Below are 14,815 nucleotides of genomic sequence, written 5' to 3' on the forward strand. Positions count from 1 at the left end.
CCTGGATTCGGCCCGTGGTCTGCCGGTTAGACTCGCCCGGCTGTAAGAGATCTTGTTTACGGGGTGAATTCTTCCGATGAGCGACACCAGCACGACTCAGCCGCTGTCTGCCGGCTCTCAGGAGGCAGCCGGCCACGGCCGGCACCGGGGCCCGGTCGCGGCCCAGGACGGTGAGACGGCTCCGCGCGGGCGTCACCGCAAGCCGAATGAGGAGACCGCAGAGGCGGCTGCCTGACCGTAGTGGGAAGAGGGGGTGCCCGTCGGACGACGGGCACCCCCTCTTTCTCTTTCTCTTTCTGCCTCCCGTCAGCCGCGCTTGAGGCCCAGCACCTCCGCGGCCGCGAACGTCTCCCCCGGCGCCCGGTCCGCATAGTGCGGGGTGAGCAGCGCGTCGAGTTCGTCGTACGTGAACGTCTCCTGCTTGCTGTCGAACTTGGCCTGCACCCGCGGCCGTTCCACGACGGCGACCATGCCGCCGTGGACGACGAGGAGCTGGCCGTTGACCCGGGCGGCGGCGGGCGAGGCCAGATAGCCGACGAGCGGGGCGACATGCTCGGGAGCGAGCGGATCGAGGCCGTCCTCGGGCCGGGCCAGGCCCGCGAAGACGTCCTCCGTCATCCGGGTCCGGGCGCGCGGGCAGATGGCATTGGCCGTGACGCCGTACTTGGCGAGGGCGAGGGCGGTGGAGGTGGTCAGGCCGACGATTCCGCCTTTCGCCGCCGCGTAGTTGGGCTGTCCCGCGGATCCGGCCAGGAACGCCTCCGAGGAGGTGTTCACGATCCTCCCGTACACCGACCCTCCGGCCGCCTTGGCGCGGTCCCGCCAGTGCGCGGCGGCGAAGCGGGTGGTGTTGAAGTGTCCCTTGAGGTGGACGCGGATCACCGAGTCCCACTCGTCCTCGGTCATGGAGAAGACCATGCGGTCGCGCAGGATGCCCGCGTTGTTCACGAGGATGTCCAGCCTGCCGAACTCGGTGATCGCCAGGTCGAGGAGTTCTCCGGCCTGTTGGAGGTCGGAGACGTCTCCGGTGTGCGCGACCGCCCGGCCGCCCCGCTCGCGTATCTCGGCGGCGACCTCCTCGGCGGGCCCGGCCGACGCCGCGCCTGAGCCGTCTCGGCCCGGCTGTCCGTAGTCGTTGACGACGACGGCCGCGCCGAGCCCGGCGAGTTCGAGGGCCTCGGCACGGCCGAGGCCCCGCCCGGCGCCGGTGACGACGGCGGACAGTCCCTCAAGTGGCAGTGGCATGCGGGTCAGTCCTCAGATCTCGATGCACGTACGCAGGGCCGTCCCGGTACGCATCTGGTCCAGTGCCTCGTTGATCCCGGCCAGCGGCACCCGGTGGGTGATCAGGCCGGCGAGGTCGACGCGGCCCGCCCGCCACAGGGCGATCGTGCGCTCGTAGGAGCGCAGTACGTCACCGCCGCCGTACATGGAGGGCAGGATCCGCTTCTCGTCGAAGAACAGCTCGAACATGTTGAGCTGCAGGAAGTCGTCCATGGCGCCCGCGCCGACCACGACGAGGGTGCCGCCGCGCCGGGTGTTCTCGTACGCGGTGCGGGCGGTGGCGGACCTGCCGACGACCTCGAAGACGTAGTCGAAGCCCTCGCCGCCGGTGACCTGCTGCTTGGCGTCGGCCAGCTCGTCCGGCGAGATCGCCCTGGTGGCGCCGAACCGGAGCGCGGACTCGCGCCGGGAGGCGACCGGGTCCACGGCGACTATCTCGGCGGCGCCGTTCAGCCGCGCCCCCTGCACGGCGGAGATGCCGACGCCCCCGCAGCCGATGACGGCGACCGACGAACCGGCCTCCACGTCGGCGGTGTTGAGGGCGGCGCCGAGTCCGGTCGTCACGCCGCAGCCGATGAGGGCGGCGATGTCGTAGGGCACGTCGTCCGGGATCGGCACGGCGCAGCCGGCGTCCACGACGACCTCCTCGGCGAAGGTGCCGGTGCCCGCGAAGCCGAAGACGTCACCGCCGGGGCGCCTGAAGTTGGGGGTGCCCGCGTTCATGAACCCGGCCAGGCACAGCTCGGTCTGGCCGCGTTTGCAGGCGGGACAGGCTCCGCAGGCGGGCAGCCAGCAGATGACGACGCGGTCGCCGGGCTTCAGGTGCTTGACGTTCTCGCCGACCTCGAGGATCTCGCCCGCGCCCTCGTGGCCGGGTACGAACGGGGCCGGCTGGGGCAGCACCCCGTTCATGGCGGACAGGTCCGAGTGGCACAGTCCGGTGGCCCGCACCCGGACCCGCACCCTGCCGGGCCCGAACCCCACCGCCTCGACGTCGTCGAGGACCTCCAGCTTTTCCTGGCCGATCTCGTGCAGTACGGCTGCGCGCATGGTGCGGCTCCCCTCAGGCGGTGGGCTGGCTCAGGAGTGTTCGACGATGGTGTCGGCGAGGACGGGTGCGTCGTCCCGCTCGACGGCGTTCACGGCCACCCGCACGGCCTTGGCCTGCCGCCACATACGGATCCGCAGGGTCTCCCCCGGGTACACGACGCCCGCGAACCGGGTGGTGTACGACCGCACCCGGCTCACGTCCCCGCCGAGCAGCGTGTCGACGACCGCCTTGAGTGTCATGCCGTACGTGCACAGTCCGTGCAGGATGGGCCGTTCGAACCCGGCGACCTTGGCGAACTCGGGGTCGGCGTGCAGCGGGTTCCAGTCGCCGGAGAGACGGTAGAGGAGGGCCTGGTCCTCGCGGATCCGCCGTTCGACGGTCCGGTCGGGCTCGCCGGCCGGCGGTTCGAGGCGCGTCGCGGGGCCGCGGTCGCCGCCCCAGCCGCCTTCTCCACGTACGAAGATCTGGGCGTCGTTGGTCCACAGCGGGCCGTCGGCGTCGGCGACCTCGGTGCGCATCACGAGGACGGCAGCCTTGGCCTTGTCGTACACGGCAGCGATGCGGGAGGTGGCGGTGGCGGTGCCCTGCGCCGGGATGGGGCGGTGGACGGTCAGCGACTGGCCGCCGTGCAGGACGCGGGCCAGGTCGACCTCGACGCCCGGCATGGCCAGCCCGCTGATCACCCCGGGCGAGCCGGCGCCGGCGACGGTGGCGAAGCTCGGCAGGACGTGCAGCCGGGACTCCAGGGTGTAGCGCAGCTCGTCGGGGTCGGTGGCGGGGATGCCGGCGCCGATGCCGAGGTGGTAGAGCTGGACGTCCTTCGGAGTCCAGGTGATCTCGCCGGAACGGGGTTCCGCGGCGAGGGCCTTGGCTGCGTCGATGGGCATGGGGCTCCTGACGTGGCGTCGAGAAGACCTCGGCACGACCGTCCGCACCGTCGGCCGCACCGAGGTCGCTACGAGCCGATCTAGAACGCGTTCCAGTCCGGCGCCCCCTGTATAGCCCAGCACCCCGGAGTTGTGAAGTCTCCTGACACTGCGTCAGGTCGCGGTCCGTGACATTTGTACTGCCCGAGTCCGTACATGCGCATCTGCCGACGACAGGGCCCGGATTCCTACCGTCGTAGGCATGACACAGACGCAGAGCGCCGTGTCCTTCACGGGGGCGGTCAGGACATTCGGTGCCGTGCGCGCCGTGGACGGCATCGATCTGGACATCGCGAGCGGCGAGACCGTGGCCCTGCTGGGCCGCAACGGCGCCGGCAAGTCGACCGCGATCGGGCTGCTGCTCGGCCTGCTCGCACCCGACACCGGGTCGGTGGAACTGTTCGGTGCCGAGCCGGAGCGGGCGGTGCGGGCCGGCCGGGTGGGCGCGATGCTGCAGGACGCCCGCCCGGTGCCCCGGGTCACCGTGGGCGAGCTGGTCGGCTTCGTCGTCTCCCTCTACCCATCGCCGATGCCGGTGGCGCGGGCCCTGGAGCTGGCCGGGATCGCGGACCTGGCCGGGCGGCGGGTGGACCGGCTGTCCGGCGGGCAGATCCAGCGGGTGCGGTTCGCCGTGGCGCTCGCCGGGGACCCCGCGCTGCTGGTGCTGGACGAGCCGACGGCGGCGCTGGACGTGGCGGCCCGGCACGCCTTCTGGGACTCCATGCGGACCTATGCCCGCCGTGGCCACACCGTGCTGTTCTCCACGCACTACCTGGAGGAGGCGGACGCGTACGCCGACCGGATCGTGGTCGTCGACCAGGGGCGGATCGTCGCCGACGGCACCGGTGAGGAGCTGCGCCGTGCGGCGGGCGGCAACCTCGTGACCGTCGATCCGGCCGGCCGCGACCCGCAGGGACTCGCCCTGCTGCCCGGTGTGCGGTCGGTGGAGGTGCGCGGGGGCCGGGCACGGCTGCGCACCGACGACTCCGACGCGACGGTGGTCGCCCTCGCCGAACTGGGCGCGATCCGGGACCTGGAGGTGGCCCGGGCCTCGCTGGACGACGCGTTCCTCGCCCTCACCTCGGGCGACGCCCGCACCCCGCGCGACCGGGAGGCGGTGTGATGCTCGCCTACATACGCCTGGAGGTCCGCCGGACCCTGCGCGACACGGGCTTCGTGATCGGCGGCGTCGCGATGCCGGTGATGATGTATCTGCTGTTCACCAACCTCGGCGAGAACGACGGGGCCTGGAAGACGGCCTCGATGGTCGGCATGGCCGCCTACGGCGCGGTCGGCTCGGCGCTGAACACGGGCGGCGCGGTGGCCGAGGACCGGGCGACCGGCTGGCTGCGGCAGCTGCGGGTGACACCGATGACCCCGCGCGAGGTGGTGACGGGCCGGGCCCTGACGGGAGCGGTGACCGTGCTGCCGGCGATCGTCGCGGTGCTCGCGGCGGGCGGGCTGGTCAACGGGGTCCGGCTGGCGGCCTGGCAGTGGGCCGCGATCACGCTGCTGCTGTGGCTCGGCTCGCTCCCCTTCACCCTGCTCGGCCTCGGCAACGGCTACCGGCTGACCGGGCCCTCCACCGGGGTGGTCAACATGGTGTGCAACCTGGGTCTGGCGGTGCTGGGCGGCCTGTGGTTCCCGGTCGCTCTCTTCCCGCACTGGCTGCGCGCCGTGTCCGACTGGACTCCGACCCTCCGGTTCGCCCAGCTCGGCACCTCGGTCGCGCAGGGGCACCGGCCCGCCCTCGGTGCCATCATCGTGCTGGCCTTCTGGCTCCTGGTGTTCGGTTCGTACGCTGTGCTGTCGTACCGCCGCCGGGCGGGAACCATCTGATCGGGGGACGAAGAGATGTCGTGGTGGGCGGGCGCACGATGCCGCATCAAGGACGAGCGGGCGGCACGGGCCCGATGGCAGGCGGACATGGACCGCTTCAAGGCCGAGCGCAGGGCCGCCCGGAAGAACGGGGGTGCCCCGGCCGGCGACCACCCCGGCCCGCCGCCCACCGGCTTCGCCCTGCTGCCATGGCTGCTGATGGGCCTCGGGTCCTTCTCCAACCTGCTCCAGGGCGAGACCCCGAACCCGTGGATCGGCGGCCTGGGCCTGCTCGCCTTCAACTCGCTGTACATCTACGTCACCTTCCGCTCCTTCGACCGGGCCAGGCGCGAGGCGGTTTCCACCCGGGTCGCGCTGGGGCTGATGGTCCTGCTCACCACGGGCCTCGGTGTCGGGTACGGCGGCAGCTGGCTGATGTTTTTCCCGCTGCTGGGCCTCGCGACCGGCGCCACCCTGCGCGGCCCCTGGCTGGGCCGTACCGGCGTGCTGCTCGCGGTGTACGCGGGGGCGGTCTCCGGCGTCCGCGACGGCTGGGGGGATGCGTCGAACATCGGCTACGCGACCTTCCTGTCGAGCATGGTGACCGCCGCGATCCTCGGCCTGTCCGAGGCCGTGCGGGAGCTGCGCGCCGCCCGGGAGGAGCTGGCCCGGCGGGCGGTGGAGAAGGAGCGGCTGCGCTTCTCCCGCGATCTGCACGACCTGCTCGGCCACACCCTGTCGGTGATCGTGGTGAAGTCGGAGGCCGCCCGGCGGCTGGCCCCGCGCGACATGGACGCGGCGCTGACGCAGATCGGTGACATCGAGTCGGTGGGCCGGCAGGCGCTCACCGAGATCCGCGAGGCGGTGACCGGCTACCGCGAGGGCAGCCTGGCCACCGAGCTGACCCGGGCCCGCTCGGCGCTGTCCGCGACGAGCGTGGAACCGGTGGTACGGCAGTCCGGGACACCGCTGGCCCCGCAGAGCGAGGCGCTGCTCGGCTGGGTGGTGCGCGAGGCGGTCACCAACGTCGTCCGGCACAGCGACGCCACCCGCTGCGAGATCATCGTCGAGAGCAGCGGCGAGCGGGCTAGCCTCACCGTCACGGACAACGGCAGCGGCAAGGCCGTGACCCGCCCCGCGGAGGGCATCGGCGGCACCGGCCTGAAGGGTCTGACCGAGCGCCTCGCGGCGGCGGGCGGCTCCCTCAGGGCCGGCCCGTCGCCGCGCGGCGGCTTCACGGTCACCGCCGAACTCCCGGTGGACCCGGCGGAACTGGCCGCGGCGGGAGTGGCTACGGCGCCCAGGGCGAGCTGACCGCCCAGCTCACGTCGTCGCTCCACGAGGTGCTGCTGTCCCAGGCGTTGGAGCCGCCGTTGCTCGCTATGCAGAGGTTCCGGTCGTAGTGGCGCAGGTATCTCGTCGGGTAGTTGTACGAGGCGAACGAGGTGCCGGTGCCGCTCTTGCCGGTCCGCGGGCAGAAGGTGGCGTCGGCCCGGAACTGGCTGGTTCCGTCCATGGGCTGCCGGTGGAGCCGGAAGTCGAAGTGGCGCAGGAAGTCACCGGGATAGTTCCGCGACTCGAAGGAGACACAGGAGCTGTCGGCGAGCCCCCGGCGCACGATCCAGGTCGCGTCGTTCTTGTCGAGCGACGAACTCCCCGACGTCACCGAGGAGATGGCGGCCACGTCGTTCTGGTGGCGGACGTACTCGGTGGTGCAGCAGGACGTCGTCGCGCGCAGCGAGATCTCCGAGCCGGCGCCGAGCGTGCCGGTGCTGCCCGTCGGGCCGCCGTAGCCGACGGAGACGATGTCGGCCTGGATGGCGTCGTCGGCGGCGTCCGTCGGAATGCCGGAGGTCATCACGCCCTCGAAGAAGGACCCGATGGAGCCGTTGCTGTTGTCGCCGCCGGTGCCGAGGACGATCGCGCCCTCCTGGTGCATCGGCGCGTACCCGCCGGCGGTCGGCTCACCGCCCGAATACGTCGTCGTCAGCCGGCCGGATTGCGCATTGCCGTATTTCAGCGCGAAATGGTTCTGTCCGTTGTTCTTCAGCAGCGCGGTCACGAACGGCAGCGGTCCGGTGCCGATGCCGGACGTGTTCCTGCTGTACCCGGCGTCGGACTGGAACAGCCCGTTCTCCAGGTCTGCCTGCACCCAGGGCCCCTGCCCGTAGCAGGGCGAGAACCAGCACTCGGTGCCGAAGTTGATGGCGTCCATGTGACCGTTGCCGGTGTCCGTGTTGTTCGTCTCGGCGTTGCCGTAGTCGAAGCAGCAGCGGTTGTTGACGTGGGTGCCGGAGGTCACCATGTACATCCCCTCGGGCTGCCCGTCGACGGCCACGCCCGAGGTGGAGTTGTCCCGGTAGCCCATGCCTGCGGAGATTTCCAGACCGTAGACCTGGTGCCCGCCGACGGTCACCGGCAGGGCGTCCGCGGGCGCCCCGACGTCGGCCGCACCGGCCCCGCCCGCGCCCTCGACGGTGAGGTCGTTGTGGCGCGAGGACTGGTCGTAGATCTCGGTGATGATGCAGGTCGTGCCGGAGCAGAAGGAGTCCTGGGCGGCCGCGTCGGCGTACCCGCCGCTCGCCGACAGGCCGATGTTCGCGGTGGCGCCGTCGGAGGCCCGCTTCACCTGGTAGAGCGAGCCGCTGTACGACGAGTACAGCGCCCGGACCAGGCTGTGCGCGGCGACGCAGGGCGTGCCCGCGGCCGCGTAGACGTCGCAGGGCAGCGAACTCGCCGCGGCGGCCTGCGGGGCACCGACGCCGAGCAGCAGGGCGGCGACGGTGGCGAGCGTCGCGAGCAGGGAGAGGACGGCGCTTGAGATCCGTCGGGGACGGGCGCGCGCGGGGTCTGGGTACACGGTGCACCTCTTCGGTTCCTCGTGGGGCGGTGGGGGCGTCGAACGGGTTGGTCGATATACCGGACACCGTTCGATCGAAATACCGAACCAATTCGACATCGAAATGCCGAACAATTACCGGAAATGCAGAGGCGATTGTTTGCTTTCCATCGGAAGCCGTCAACCCCCGCGGCCCCGAACCATGACGTGTCTTTGATTTGCCGCCCTTGGCTACCCTTGGGTCGTGAAGAACATCCGAGTCCTGCTCGCCGAGGACCAGGGCATGATGCGCGGCGCCCTCGCCCTGTTGCTCGGCATGGAGGACGACATCGAGGTGGTCGCCCAGGTCTCCGCCGGCGACGCGATCGTGGACACCGCGCTCCTGCACCGGCCGGACGTGGCCCTGCTGGACATCGAACTCCCGGGCATCAGCGGCCTGGACGCGGCGGCGGAGCTGCGCGACCAGGTGCCCGACTGCCGGGTGCTGATCCTGACCACCTTCGGCCGGCCCGGCTATCTGCGCCGGGCCATGGAGGCCGGGGCAGCCGGTTTCCTCGTCAAGGACGGGCCCGTGGAGGACCTGGCCCAGGCGATCCGGCGTGTGCTCACCGGGGAGACCGTGGTCGATCCGGCGCTGGCGGCGGCCGCGCTCAGCGCCGGTCCGAACCCGCTGACTCCGCGTGAGTGCGATGTGCTGAAGGCGTCGGCGGAGGGGGCGACGGTCGCCGACGTCGCCGCCAAGCTGCATCTGTCCGAGTCGACGGTCCGCAACTACCTGTCCGCCGCCATCGGCAAGACGGGGACCCGCAACCGGGCGGAGGCGGTACGGGAGGCCCGGCAGCAGGGGTGGCTGTGAGCGGGCCTCCTTCTCGCTCTCCGGGCTACTTCGTCACCTCGACCGTCCGGTAGGTGGTCCTCTCGGGTGCCACGCACACGAACCAGTTCGCCGTCGGATACCCCTCGGCCGGCACGATCGCCGGCTTCGGAAGGTTGTGTTCGTAGACGACCGGGCCGCTCTTCAGGACGGTCGTCGTGCCGTCCTTCCAGGTGCAGGTGACCTCCCGCGCGGTCTTGGCGACCTCCCCGACGACCAGCCGGTCCCCCTTGGGCTCGCTCGTGTCGTCCAGGGGATTGGTGGCGGACTGGAGGTCCTTGCCCGACAGTCGCTCCAGCTTCTTCCGCGAGTCGAACAGGAACTGCCGAGGAGGCTCGCTGCCGTACTTCCGGGTCACGAAGTACGAGATCCTGCCGACCAGCGCGGCGGGCTTGTCGTCCACCGGCTCGATGCCCAGCTCCGCCATGGCGTCGAACTGCCGGGCCGCCTCGTCCTCGTTCTGCGGCGCTCCCCACACCTGGACGGCGACGTGCCACTCCTTGCCCCGGTAGGTCCCCCTGGCCAGCTCGGTCCGCTGCGGCTCATAGACATGCCGCGCCTGAGGCGAGGCCGGCGGCTTCGCCACGTTCGTCTGCCGGTCGCCCTGCCCTGCGCCCGGCAGCCCCGTCACCGCCAGGGCGCCCGTCGACCCGGCCACCACCACCGCCGTCGCCGCCACCGCCCACCGCCGCGCCCTGCGTCGCCGGCCGCCGCGCAGGACCGCCTGCACCGGGGCGGTGCCGATCTCGACCTCGTCGGCGGCGTCCGCGAGGAGGAGGGCGATGTCCGTCCGGCTCATGTCGTGGTTCCTGTTCTGGTCCGCACTCATCACTTCAGCCCTCCCTGCGTCACCGTCTCGGCCAGTCCCGGTACGGCCCGGAGTTTCGCGATCCCCTTGGCCGTGTTGCTCTTGACCGTGCCGACCGAGCAGCCCATCGCCTCCGCCGTCTGGGTCTCCGTCAGGTCCTCCCAGTAGCGCAGCACCACCGCCTCCCGCTGCCGCGCGGGCAGGTGGGCGAGCGCCTTGAGCAGGGCACTGCGGTCGTCGGCCTGTGCGATGCGGTCGCCCGTGTCGGGCATCTCACGCACCAGGCCCGAGTCGTCCCGCGGAGCCAGGAACTCCTTCAGCCTTCGTCGGTGTCTGCGCGCGTGTGCGTTGATCATCACCCGCCGTACGTACGCCTCCGGATCGTCGGCCGAGCCGACCTTGCGCCAGGCCACATAGACCCGTTCGAGCGTCGACTGGACCAGGTCCTCCGCGGCGTGCTGCTCCCCCGTGAGGAGAAATGCCGTACGCATCAGCCGCGGCCAGCGGCCGATCACGAAGCTCTGGAACTCCTCGTCCCGAGCCTGCTTCCGATCCCCCATGGGCACCTCCTAGATGTCAGAAGGAGTCCACGGGGCGCCCGGATCGTTGCCTCACTTCGCGGAAACCGGAGAAATTCTTCTCGGCAGCCACACCAGCATCAGCACCGCCCCGCCGAGCAGCAGCGCGGTGCTCGCGCGGAAGGCGAGCGCGTAGCCGTCCGTCAGCGCCTCGGCGCCGCCGCCGCTGCCCGTTCCGGCCGCGGCGATGGCCGACATGACGGCGAGCCCGAGCGAACCGCCCATCGTGCGCGAGGTGTTGACCAGCCCCGACACCAGTCCGGCATCCCCCGGCGCCGCGCCCGACGTGGCCAGCGAGGCCAGCGGGGTCGCGGCCAGGCCCGCGCCGAGCATCATCAGGATTCCCGGGACCATGATCCCGGTGAGGTAGCCCTCGTGCGGGCCCATCGTCGACTGCCAGCCGAAGCCCACCGCGGCCACCAGCGTGCCCAGGCCCGCCACCGTGCGCGCACCGGCCGACCGCATCAGGCGGGGCGCCAGCTTGGAGCCCAGCACCACCGCCAGCGAGCTGGGCACCAGGGCGAGACCGGCCTCCAGCGGCGAGTAGCCGAGCACGTTCTGGGAGTACAGCGTCATGAAGTACCACATGCAGAACATCGCCGAGCCGGAGACGAACATCGCCGTGTTCGCCGACGCCACCGAACGCAGCCGCAGCAGCCCGAGCGGCATCAGCGGAGCCGTCGTACGGGCCTCGACCAGCAGGAACAGGCCGATGAGGGCCAGTCCGGCGAGCAGCGGGATCAGGGTGGCCGCCGCCGTCCATCCCTCCGCCTCGGTCTGCACGATGCCGTAGGCCAGGGTCGCGAGGCCGGCCGTCACGAGCAGTGCGCCCGGCAGGTCCAGGCGCCGCCGGTCCCCGGCGCGGCTCTCCGTCAGCCACAGCACGGAACCGGCGAGCACCACCGCACCCACCGGCACGTTGATCAGCAGCACCCACCGCCAGGACAGCACGTCCACCAGCACCCCGCCGACCACTCCGCCCGCGGCCCCGCCGCCGGCGCCGACCGCGGTCCAGGTCGAGATCGCCCGGGCCCGGGCCGGTCCCTCGGGCACCGCGGCCGTCACCAGTGTCAGCGTCGCGGGCGCCAGCACCGCCGCGCCCAGTCCCTGCACGGCGCGCGCCAGCAGCAGCTGCCAGCCCTCCTGGGCCAGGCCGCCGCCCAGCGAGGCCAGCGTGAAGAGGCCGAGCCCGACGAGGAACATCCGCTTGCGGCCGTACAGGTCACCGGCCCGCCCGCCGAGCAGCATGAAGCCGGCGAAGGCGATGGCGTACGCGTTCACCACCCACTGCAGCCCGGAGTCGCTGAGCCCGAGATCCGTGCGCATCGACGGCAGCGCGACGTTGACCACGGACACGTCGAGCACGACCAGGAACTGGCCGGCGCAGGCCAGCGCGACCACGAGCCAGGCCGGGTGCGCGGTGCGGCGGGATATAGGGGAGACGTCGGTGGCTTCGAGCATGGGTGTCATGCTCTCAACCCGGTTACGGTCCTTGCATCGGTATTTCGGACCATGGACCCCTGGGTCGTACGACCTACACCGCTCGCAGCAGTGTCACCACCGCCGCCCCGCCCAGCCCGATGTTGTGCGCGAGACCCACCCGGGCCCCGGGCACCTGCCGCTCCCCCGCCGCGCCGCGCAGCTGCCAGGCCAGCTCGGCGGTCTGGGCGAGACCGGTCGCGCCCAGCGGGTGGCCCTTGGAGATCAGCCCGCCCGAGGGGTTCACCACCCACCGGCCCCCGTAGGTCGTCGCGCCCGACTCCACGAGCTTGCCGGACTCGCCCACCGGGCACATGCCGAGCGCCTCGTACGTCAGCAGTTCGTTGACGGAGAAGCAGTCGTGCAGCTCCACGACGTCCACGTCCTCGATGCCGAGCCCGGCACGCTCGTACACCTGCCGCGCCGCCTCGCGGGACATCGGCTGTCCGACGACGTCGATGCACGAGCCGGAGGCGAAGGACTCCTCGGTGTCCGTGGTCATGGCCTGCGCGACGATCTCGACCAGGCCGGTCAGGGACCGCTGTTCGGCGAACCGCTCCGACACCACCACGGCCGCCGCCGCGCCGTCCGAGGTGGGCGAGCACTGCAGTTTGGTCAGCGGTCGGTGGACCATGCGCGCGGCGAGGATGTCGTCCACCTCGTACACGTCCCGGAACTGGGCGTAGGGGTTGTGCGCCGAGTGGCGGTGGTTCTTGGCGGCGACCGCGGCGAGCTGGGCCTCGGTGGTGCCGTACCGCTCCATGTGCTCGCGCGCCGCGTCACCGAAGATCTGCGCGGTCGGCGGGCTCATCTCGAAGCCGTGCCGGGCGGCCATGACACCGTAGTGCCGGGCGACCGGAGACGTGGAGAAGTCCCCTCCGTCGGCGCCTCCCCCGAGCGCGCCCCTCTTCATCTTCTCGAAGCCGAGCGCCAGCACGCAGTCGCAGACGCCGCCCTCGACCAGCTGCCGGGCCAGCATGAGCGCGCTGGCGCCGGTCGCGCAGTTGTTGTTGACGTTGTAGACGGGGATCCCGGTGAGGCCGAGCTCGTAGGCGGCGCGCTGGCCGGCGGTCGAGGGCTGGAAGCAGTAGCCGACGGGAACCTGTTCTACATCGGCGTACGGGATGCCGGCGTCCGCGAGCGCCGCTCCCCCCGCCTCCCGCACCATGTCCCAGTACTGCCATTCACGGGTCTCGGGCTTCTCGAAGCGCGTCATTCCGACCCCGGCGACATAGGCCTTCATGGCGGGCCAGACTAGAACGTGTTCCACCAACAGACCAGACCCTGACGACAGTTCAGAAACCCATGAGTTGGTCAAGGATTCATTAGGGTCCCGAAGCAACGGAATAGTTGCCTGTGCATACGAGGTTTACCGGGCACTTATGTCACGCGGGAGGCCTTACTCAATGACGCACACGACGACCGACCAGCCCACCCGGAGGGCCGGCGGGGCCGTGGTCCCGGTGCTCGCCTTCGCGGGCATCGTGGTCGCGGTGATGCAGACGCTGCTCGTGCCGGTCATCAAGGACCTGCCGCAGCTGCTGGGCACCGCCCCGAGCAACGCCACCTGGGTCCTCACCTCGACCCTCCTGTCCGGCGCCGTGGCCACCCCGATCATGGGCCGGCTCGGCGACCTCTACGGCAAGCGGCGCATGCTGATCCTCAGCCTCGCCGTGATGGTGGTCGGCGCCCTGGTCAGCGCGCTCACCAGCCAGCTGCTCACGATGATCGCGGGCCGTGCCCTGCAGGGCTTCGCCATGGGTGCGATCCCGCTGGGCATCGGCCTGATGCGGGACATGCTGCCGCGCGAGAAGCTCGGCTCGGCCATGGCCCTGATGAGCTCCTCCATCGGCGTCGGCGGCGGCCTCGCGCTGCCCGCAGCGGCCCTGGTCGCGCAGCACGCCGACTGGCACGCCCTCTTCTACGGTGCCGCCGGCCTCGGCGTCCTCTCCATCGTGCTCACCCTCCTCGTCGTCCCCGAGTCCCGGATGCGCGCCGAGGGCTCCTTCGACCTGCTGGGCGCGATAGGCCTGTCCACCGGCCTCGTACTGCTCCTGCTCCCCATCACCAAGGGCAGCGACTGGGGCTGGTCCTCCGGCACCACGCTCGGCCTGTTCGGCGCGTCCGCCGCAGTGCTCCTGCTGTGGGGCCTGTACGAGCTGCGCATCCAGGCGCCCCTGGTCGACCTGCGCACCACCGCCCGCCGCGAGGTGCTGCTCACCAACCTCGCCTCGATCATGGTCGGCGTCAGCTTCTACGTCGTCTCGCTGGTCCTGCCCCAGCTGCTCCAGCTGCCCGCCGCGACCGGCTACGGCCTCGGGCAGTCCATGGTCGTCGCGGGTCTGTGCGTGGCCCCGCTGGGCCTGACGATGATGTTCACGGCGCCGGTCTACGCCCGCCTGTCCGCCCGCTACGGCCCCAAGACCACCCTCATCATCGGCCTGATGATCATCGCCCTCGGCTACGGCGGCGGCCTCGGCCTGATGAACGCCGCCTGGCAGACGATCGTCACCTCCGTGGTGCTCGGCGCCGGCATCGGCCTCGCCTACTCCTCCCTGCCCGCGCTGATCGTCGGCGCCGTCCCGGCCTCGGAGACCGGCGCGGCCAACGGCCTCAACACCCTGATGCGGTCCATCGGCACGTCCGTCTCCAGCGCCGTCATCGGCATGGTGCTGGCCAACACGGCGAACAACGTGGGCGGCATCGCGATCCCGACCATGCACGGCTTCCGCGTCTCCTTCCTGATCGCCACGGCCGCCGTCGCGGTCGGCCTGCTGCTCGCGGTGTTCCTGCCGAGTGCCGGCCGCCCGGCTCAGCAGCACACTCGGCTGCGGGCGAGCAGCGAGGAGGACGCCGCGCTGGAGCGGGCCGAGGAGGCACTGCGGGGCTTCCGGGGCCGGGTGCTGGACGCCGCCGGCACACCGGTGGCCAGGGCCAAGGTCACCCTGATCGACCGGCGGGGACGGCAGGCGGGCGCGACCGTCTCCGCCGAGGACGGCAGCTACGCGGTCGGCGTTCCGGCCGAGGGTGCCTATGTGCTGGCCGCACGGGCCGCCGGACACGGTCCACTGGCCTCTTCCGCCACGCATTCCGGGGAAGAGCGCGCCGTCGATCTGGATCTTTCGTTGCCCGCGGAGACTGTCAGCGCGTAGCGCTCT

The 14,815-nt window shown here is 71.6% G+C and carries 13 protein-coding genes; 5 read left to right on the forward strand and 8 right to left on the reverse strand.

The window, feature by feature from the left end:
- Positions 1 to 306: 306 nt before the first annotated feature.
- Genes ACIRU3_RS23250 through ACIRU3_RS23260 form a run of 3 tightly spaced genes read right to left on the reverse strand, consistent with a single transcriptional unit; the run spans position 307 to position 3,222 of the window.
- Positions 307 to 1,245 (reverse strand): 3-oxoacyl-ACP reductase, encoded by a 939-nt coding sequence (locus tag ACIRU3_RS23250; protein WP_404059227.1) that lies wholly within the window; start codon positions 1,243 to 1,245, stop codon positions 307 to 309.
- 12 nt (positions 1,246 to 1,257) lie between these two features.
- A complete protein-coding gene (locus ACIRU3_RS23255) occupies positions 1,258 to 2,334 on the reverse strand; it encodes a Zn-dependent alcohol dehydrogenase (RefSeq protein ID WP_404059229.1) in 1,077 nt (358 codons plus the stop codon).
- 30 nt (positions 2,335 to 2,364) lie between these two features.
- Positions 2,365 to 3,222: a MaoC/PaaZ C-terminal domain-containing protein gene (locus tag ACIRU3_RS23260; protein WP_404059231.1), complete on the reverse strand. Its 858-nt coding sequence runs from the start codon at positions 3,220 to 3,222 to the stop codon at positions 2,365 to 2,367.
- 241 nt (positions 3,223 to 3,463) lie between these two features.
- On the opposite strand from ACIRU3_RS23260, the gene ACIRU3_RS23265 reads away from it, so the two are divergent.
- The 3 genes from ACIRU3_RS23265 to ACIRU3_RS23275 are packed head-to-tail and all read left to right on the forward strand — an operon-like array spanning position 3,464 to position 6,393.
- Positions 3,464 to 4,384, forward strand: coding sequence for an ATP-binding cassette domain-containing protein (locus ACIRU3_RS23265; RefSeq protein WP_404059234.1), 921 nt, complete (start codon positions 3,464 to 3,466; stop codon positions 4,382 to 4,384).
- Positions 4,384 to 5,100, forward strand: coding sequence for an ABC transporter permease (locus tag ACIRU3_RS23270; protein WP_404059236.1), 717 nt, complete (start codon positions 4,384 to 4,386; stop codon positions 5,098 to 5,100). The genes ACIRU3_RS23265 and ACIRU3_RS23270 overlap by 1 nt, the downstream gene beginning before the upstream one ends.
- Positions 5,101 to 5,115: 15 nt before the next feature.
- Entirely contained in the window at positions 5,116 to 6,393 is a 1,278-nt protein-coding gene (locus tag ACIRU3_RS23275) for a sensor histidine kinase (RefSeq protein WP_404059238.1), read from the forward strand.
- Here the strand turns inward: ACIRU3_RS23275 and ACIRU3_RS23280 are convergent.
- Positions 6,371 to 7,939, reverse strand: a complete 1,569-nt coding sequence (locus tag ACIRU3_RS23280; protein ID WP_404059240.1) for an alpha-L-arabinofuranosidase B — start codon at positions 7,937 to 7,939, stop codon at positions 6,371 to 6,373. The genes ACIRU3_RS23275 and ACIRU3_RS23280 overlap by 23 nt on opposite strands.
- A 223-nt stretch (positions 7,940 to 8,162) precedes the next feature.
- Between ACIRU3_RS23280 and ACIRU3_RS23285 the strand changes: the two genes are divergently transcribed.
- Positions 8,163 to 8,774: a response regulator gene (locus ACIRU3_RS23285; RefSeq protein ID WP_404059244.1), complete on the forward strand. Its 612-nt coding sequence runs from the start codon at positions 8,163 to 8,165 to the stop codon at positions 8,772 to 8,774.
- A 25-nt stretch (positions 8,775 to 8,799) separates the two neighbouring features.
- Here ACIRU3_RS23285 and ACIRU3_RS23290 read toward each other — a convergent pair whose 3' ends face one another.
- The 4 genes from ACIRU3_RS23290 to ACIRU3_RS23305 all read right to left on the reverse strand — a co-directional run bounded on the left by ACIRU3_RS23290 (position 8,800) and on the right by ACIRU3_RS23305 (position 12,900).
- Positions 8,800 to 9,621: a hypothetical protein gene (locus ACIRU3_RS23290; protein WP_404059247.1), complete on the reverse strand. Its 822-nt coding sequence runs from the start codon at positions 9,619 to 9,621 to the stop codon at positions 8,800 to 8,802.
- On the reverse strand, positions 9,621 to 10,160 hold the full coding sequence (locus ACIRU3_RS23295; RefSeq protein ID WP_404059249.1) for a SigE family RNA polymerase sigma factor: 540 nt from the start codon (positions 10,158 to 10,160) through the stop codon (positions 9,621 to 9,623). Before ACIRU3_RS23295 ends, ACIRU3_RS23290 begins: the two co-directional genes overlap by 1 nt.
- A gap of 51 nt (positions 10,161 to 10,211) precedes the next feature.
- Positions 10,212 to 11,648 carry an MFS transporter gene (locus ACIRU3_RS23300; RefSeq protein WP_404059251.1) on the reverse strand — a complete coding sequence of 479 codons (1,437 nt, stop codon included), beginning with the start codon at positions 11,646 to 11,648 and terminating at the stop codon, positions 10,212 to 10,214.
- Between the two features lie 64 nt (positions 11,649 to 11,712).
- Positions 11,713 to 12,900: a lipid-transfer protein gene (locus ACIRU3_RS23305; RefSeq protein ID WP_404059253.1), complete on the reverse strand. Its 1,188-nt coding sequence runs from the start codon at positions 12,898 to 12,900 to the stop codon at positions 11,713 to 11,715.
- A 163-nt stretch (positions 12,901 to 13,063) separates the two neighbouring features.
- On the opposite strand from ACIRU3_RS23305, the gene ACIRU3_RS23310 reads away from it, so the two are divergent.
- Positions 13,064 to 14,809, forward strand: coding sequence for an MFS transporter (locus ACIRU3_RS23310; RefSeq protein WP_404059255.1), 1,746 nt, complete (start codon positions 13,064 to 13,066; stop codon positions 14,807 to 14,809).
- Positions 14,810 to 14,815: the final 6 nt, after the last annotated feature.

This window comes from Streptomyces sp. NPDC101151 (assembly GCF_044768335.1).
GTDB lineage: Bacteria > Actinomycetota > Actinomycetes > Streptomycetales > Streptomycetaceae > Streptomyces.

Bases quoted from the DNA above. Each gene is read 5' to 3' on its own strand.
- ACIRU3_RS23250 (WP_404059227.1), bottom strand. From the start codon at position 1,245: ATGCCACTGCCACTTGAGGGACTGTCCGCCGTCGTCACCGGCGCCGGG.
- ACIRU3_RS23255 (WP_404059229.1), bottom strand. From the start codon at position 2,334: ATGCGCGCAGCCGTACTGCACGAGATCGGCCAGGAAAAGCTGGAGGTC.
- ACIRU3_RS23260 (WP_404059231.1), bottom strand. From the start codon at position 3,222: ATGCCCATCGACGCAGCCAAGGCCCTCGCCGCGGAACCCCGTTCCGGC.
- ACIRU3_RS23265 (WP_404059234.1), top strand. From the start codon at position 3,464: ATGACACAGACGCAGAGCGCCGTGTCCTTCACGGGGGCGGTCAGGACA.
- ACIRU3_RS23270 (WP_404059236.1), top strand. From the start codon at position 4,384: ATGCTCGCCTACATACGCCTGGAGGTCCGCCGGACCCTGCGCGACACG.
- ACIRU3_RS23275 (WP_404059238.1), top strand. From the start codon at position 5,116: ATGTCGTGGTGGGCGGGCGCACGATGCCGCATCAAGGACGAGCGGGCG.
- ACIRU3_RS23290 (WP_404059247.1), bottom strand. From the start codon at position 9,621: ATGAGTGCGGACCAGAACAGGAACCACGACATGAGCCGGACGGACATC.
- ACIRU3_RS23295 (WP_404059249.1), bottom strand. From the start codon at position 10,160: ATGGGGGATCGGAAGCAGGCTCGGGACGAGGAGTTCCAGAGCTTCGTG.
- ACIRU3_RS23300 (WP_404059251.1), bottom strand. From the start codon at position 11,648: ATGACACCCATGCTCGAAGCCACCGACGTCTCCCCTATATCCCGCCGC.
- ACIRU3_RS23305 (WP_404059253.1), bottom strand. From the start codon at position 12,900: ATGAAGGCCTATGTCGCCGGGGTCGGAATGACGCGCTTCGAGAAGCCC.
- ACIRU3_RS23310 (WP_404059255.1), top strand. From the start codon at position 13,064: ATGACGCACACGACGACCGACCAGCCCACCCGGAGGGCCGGCGGGGCC.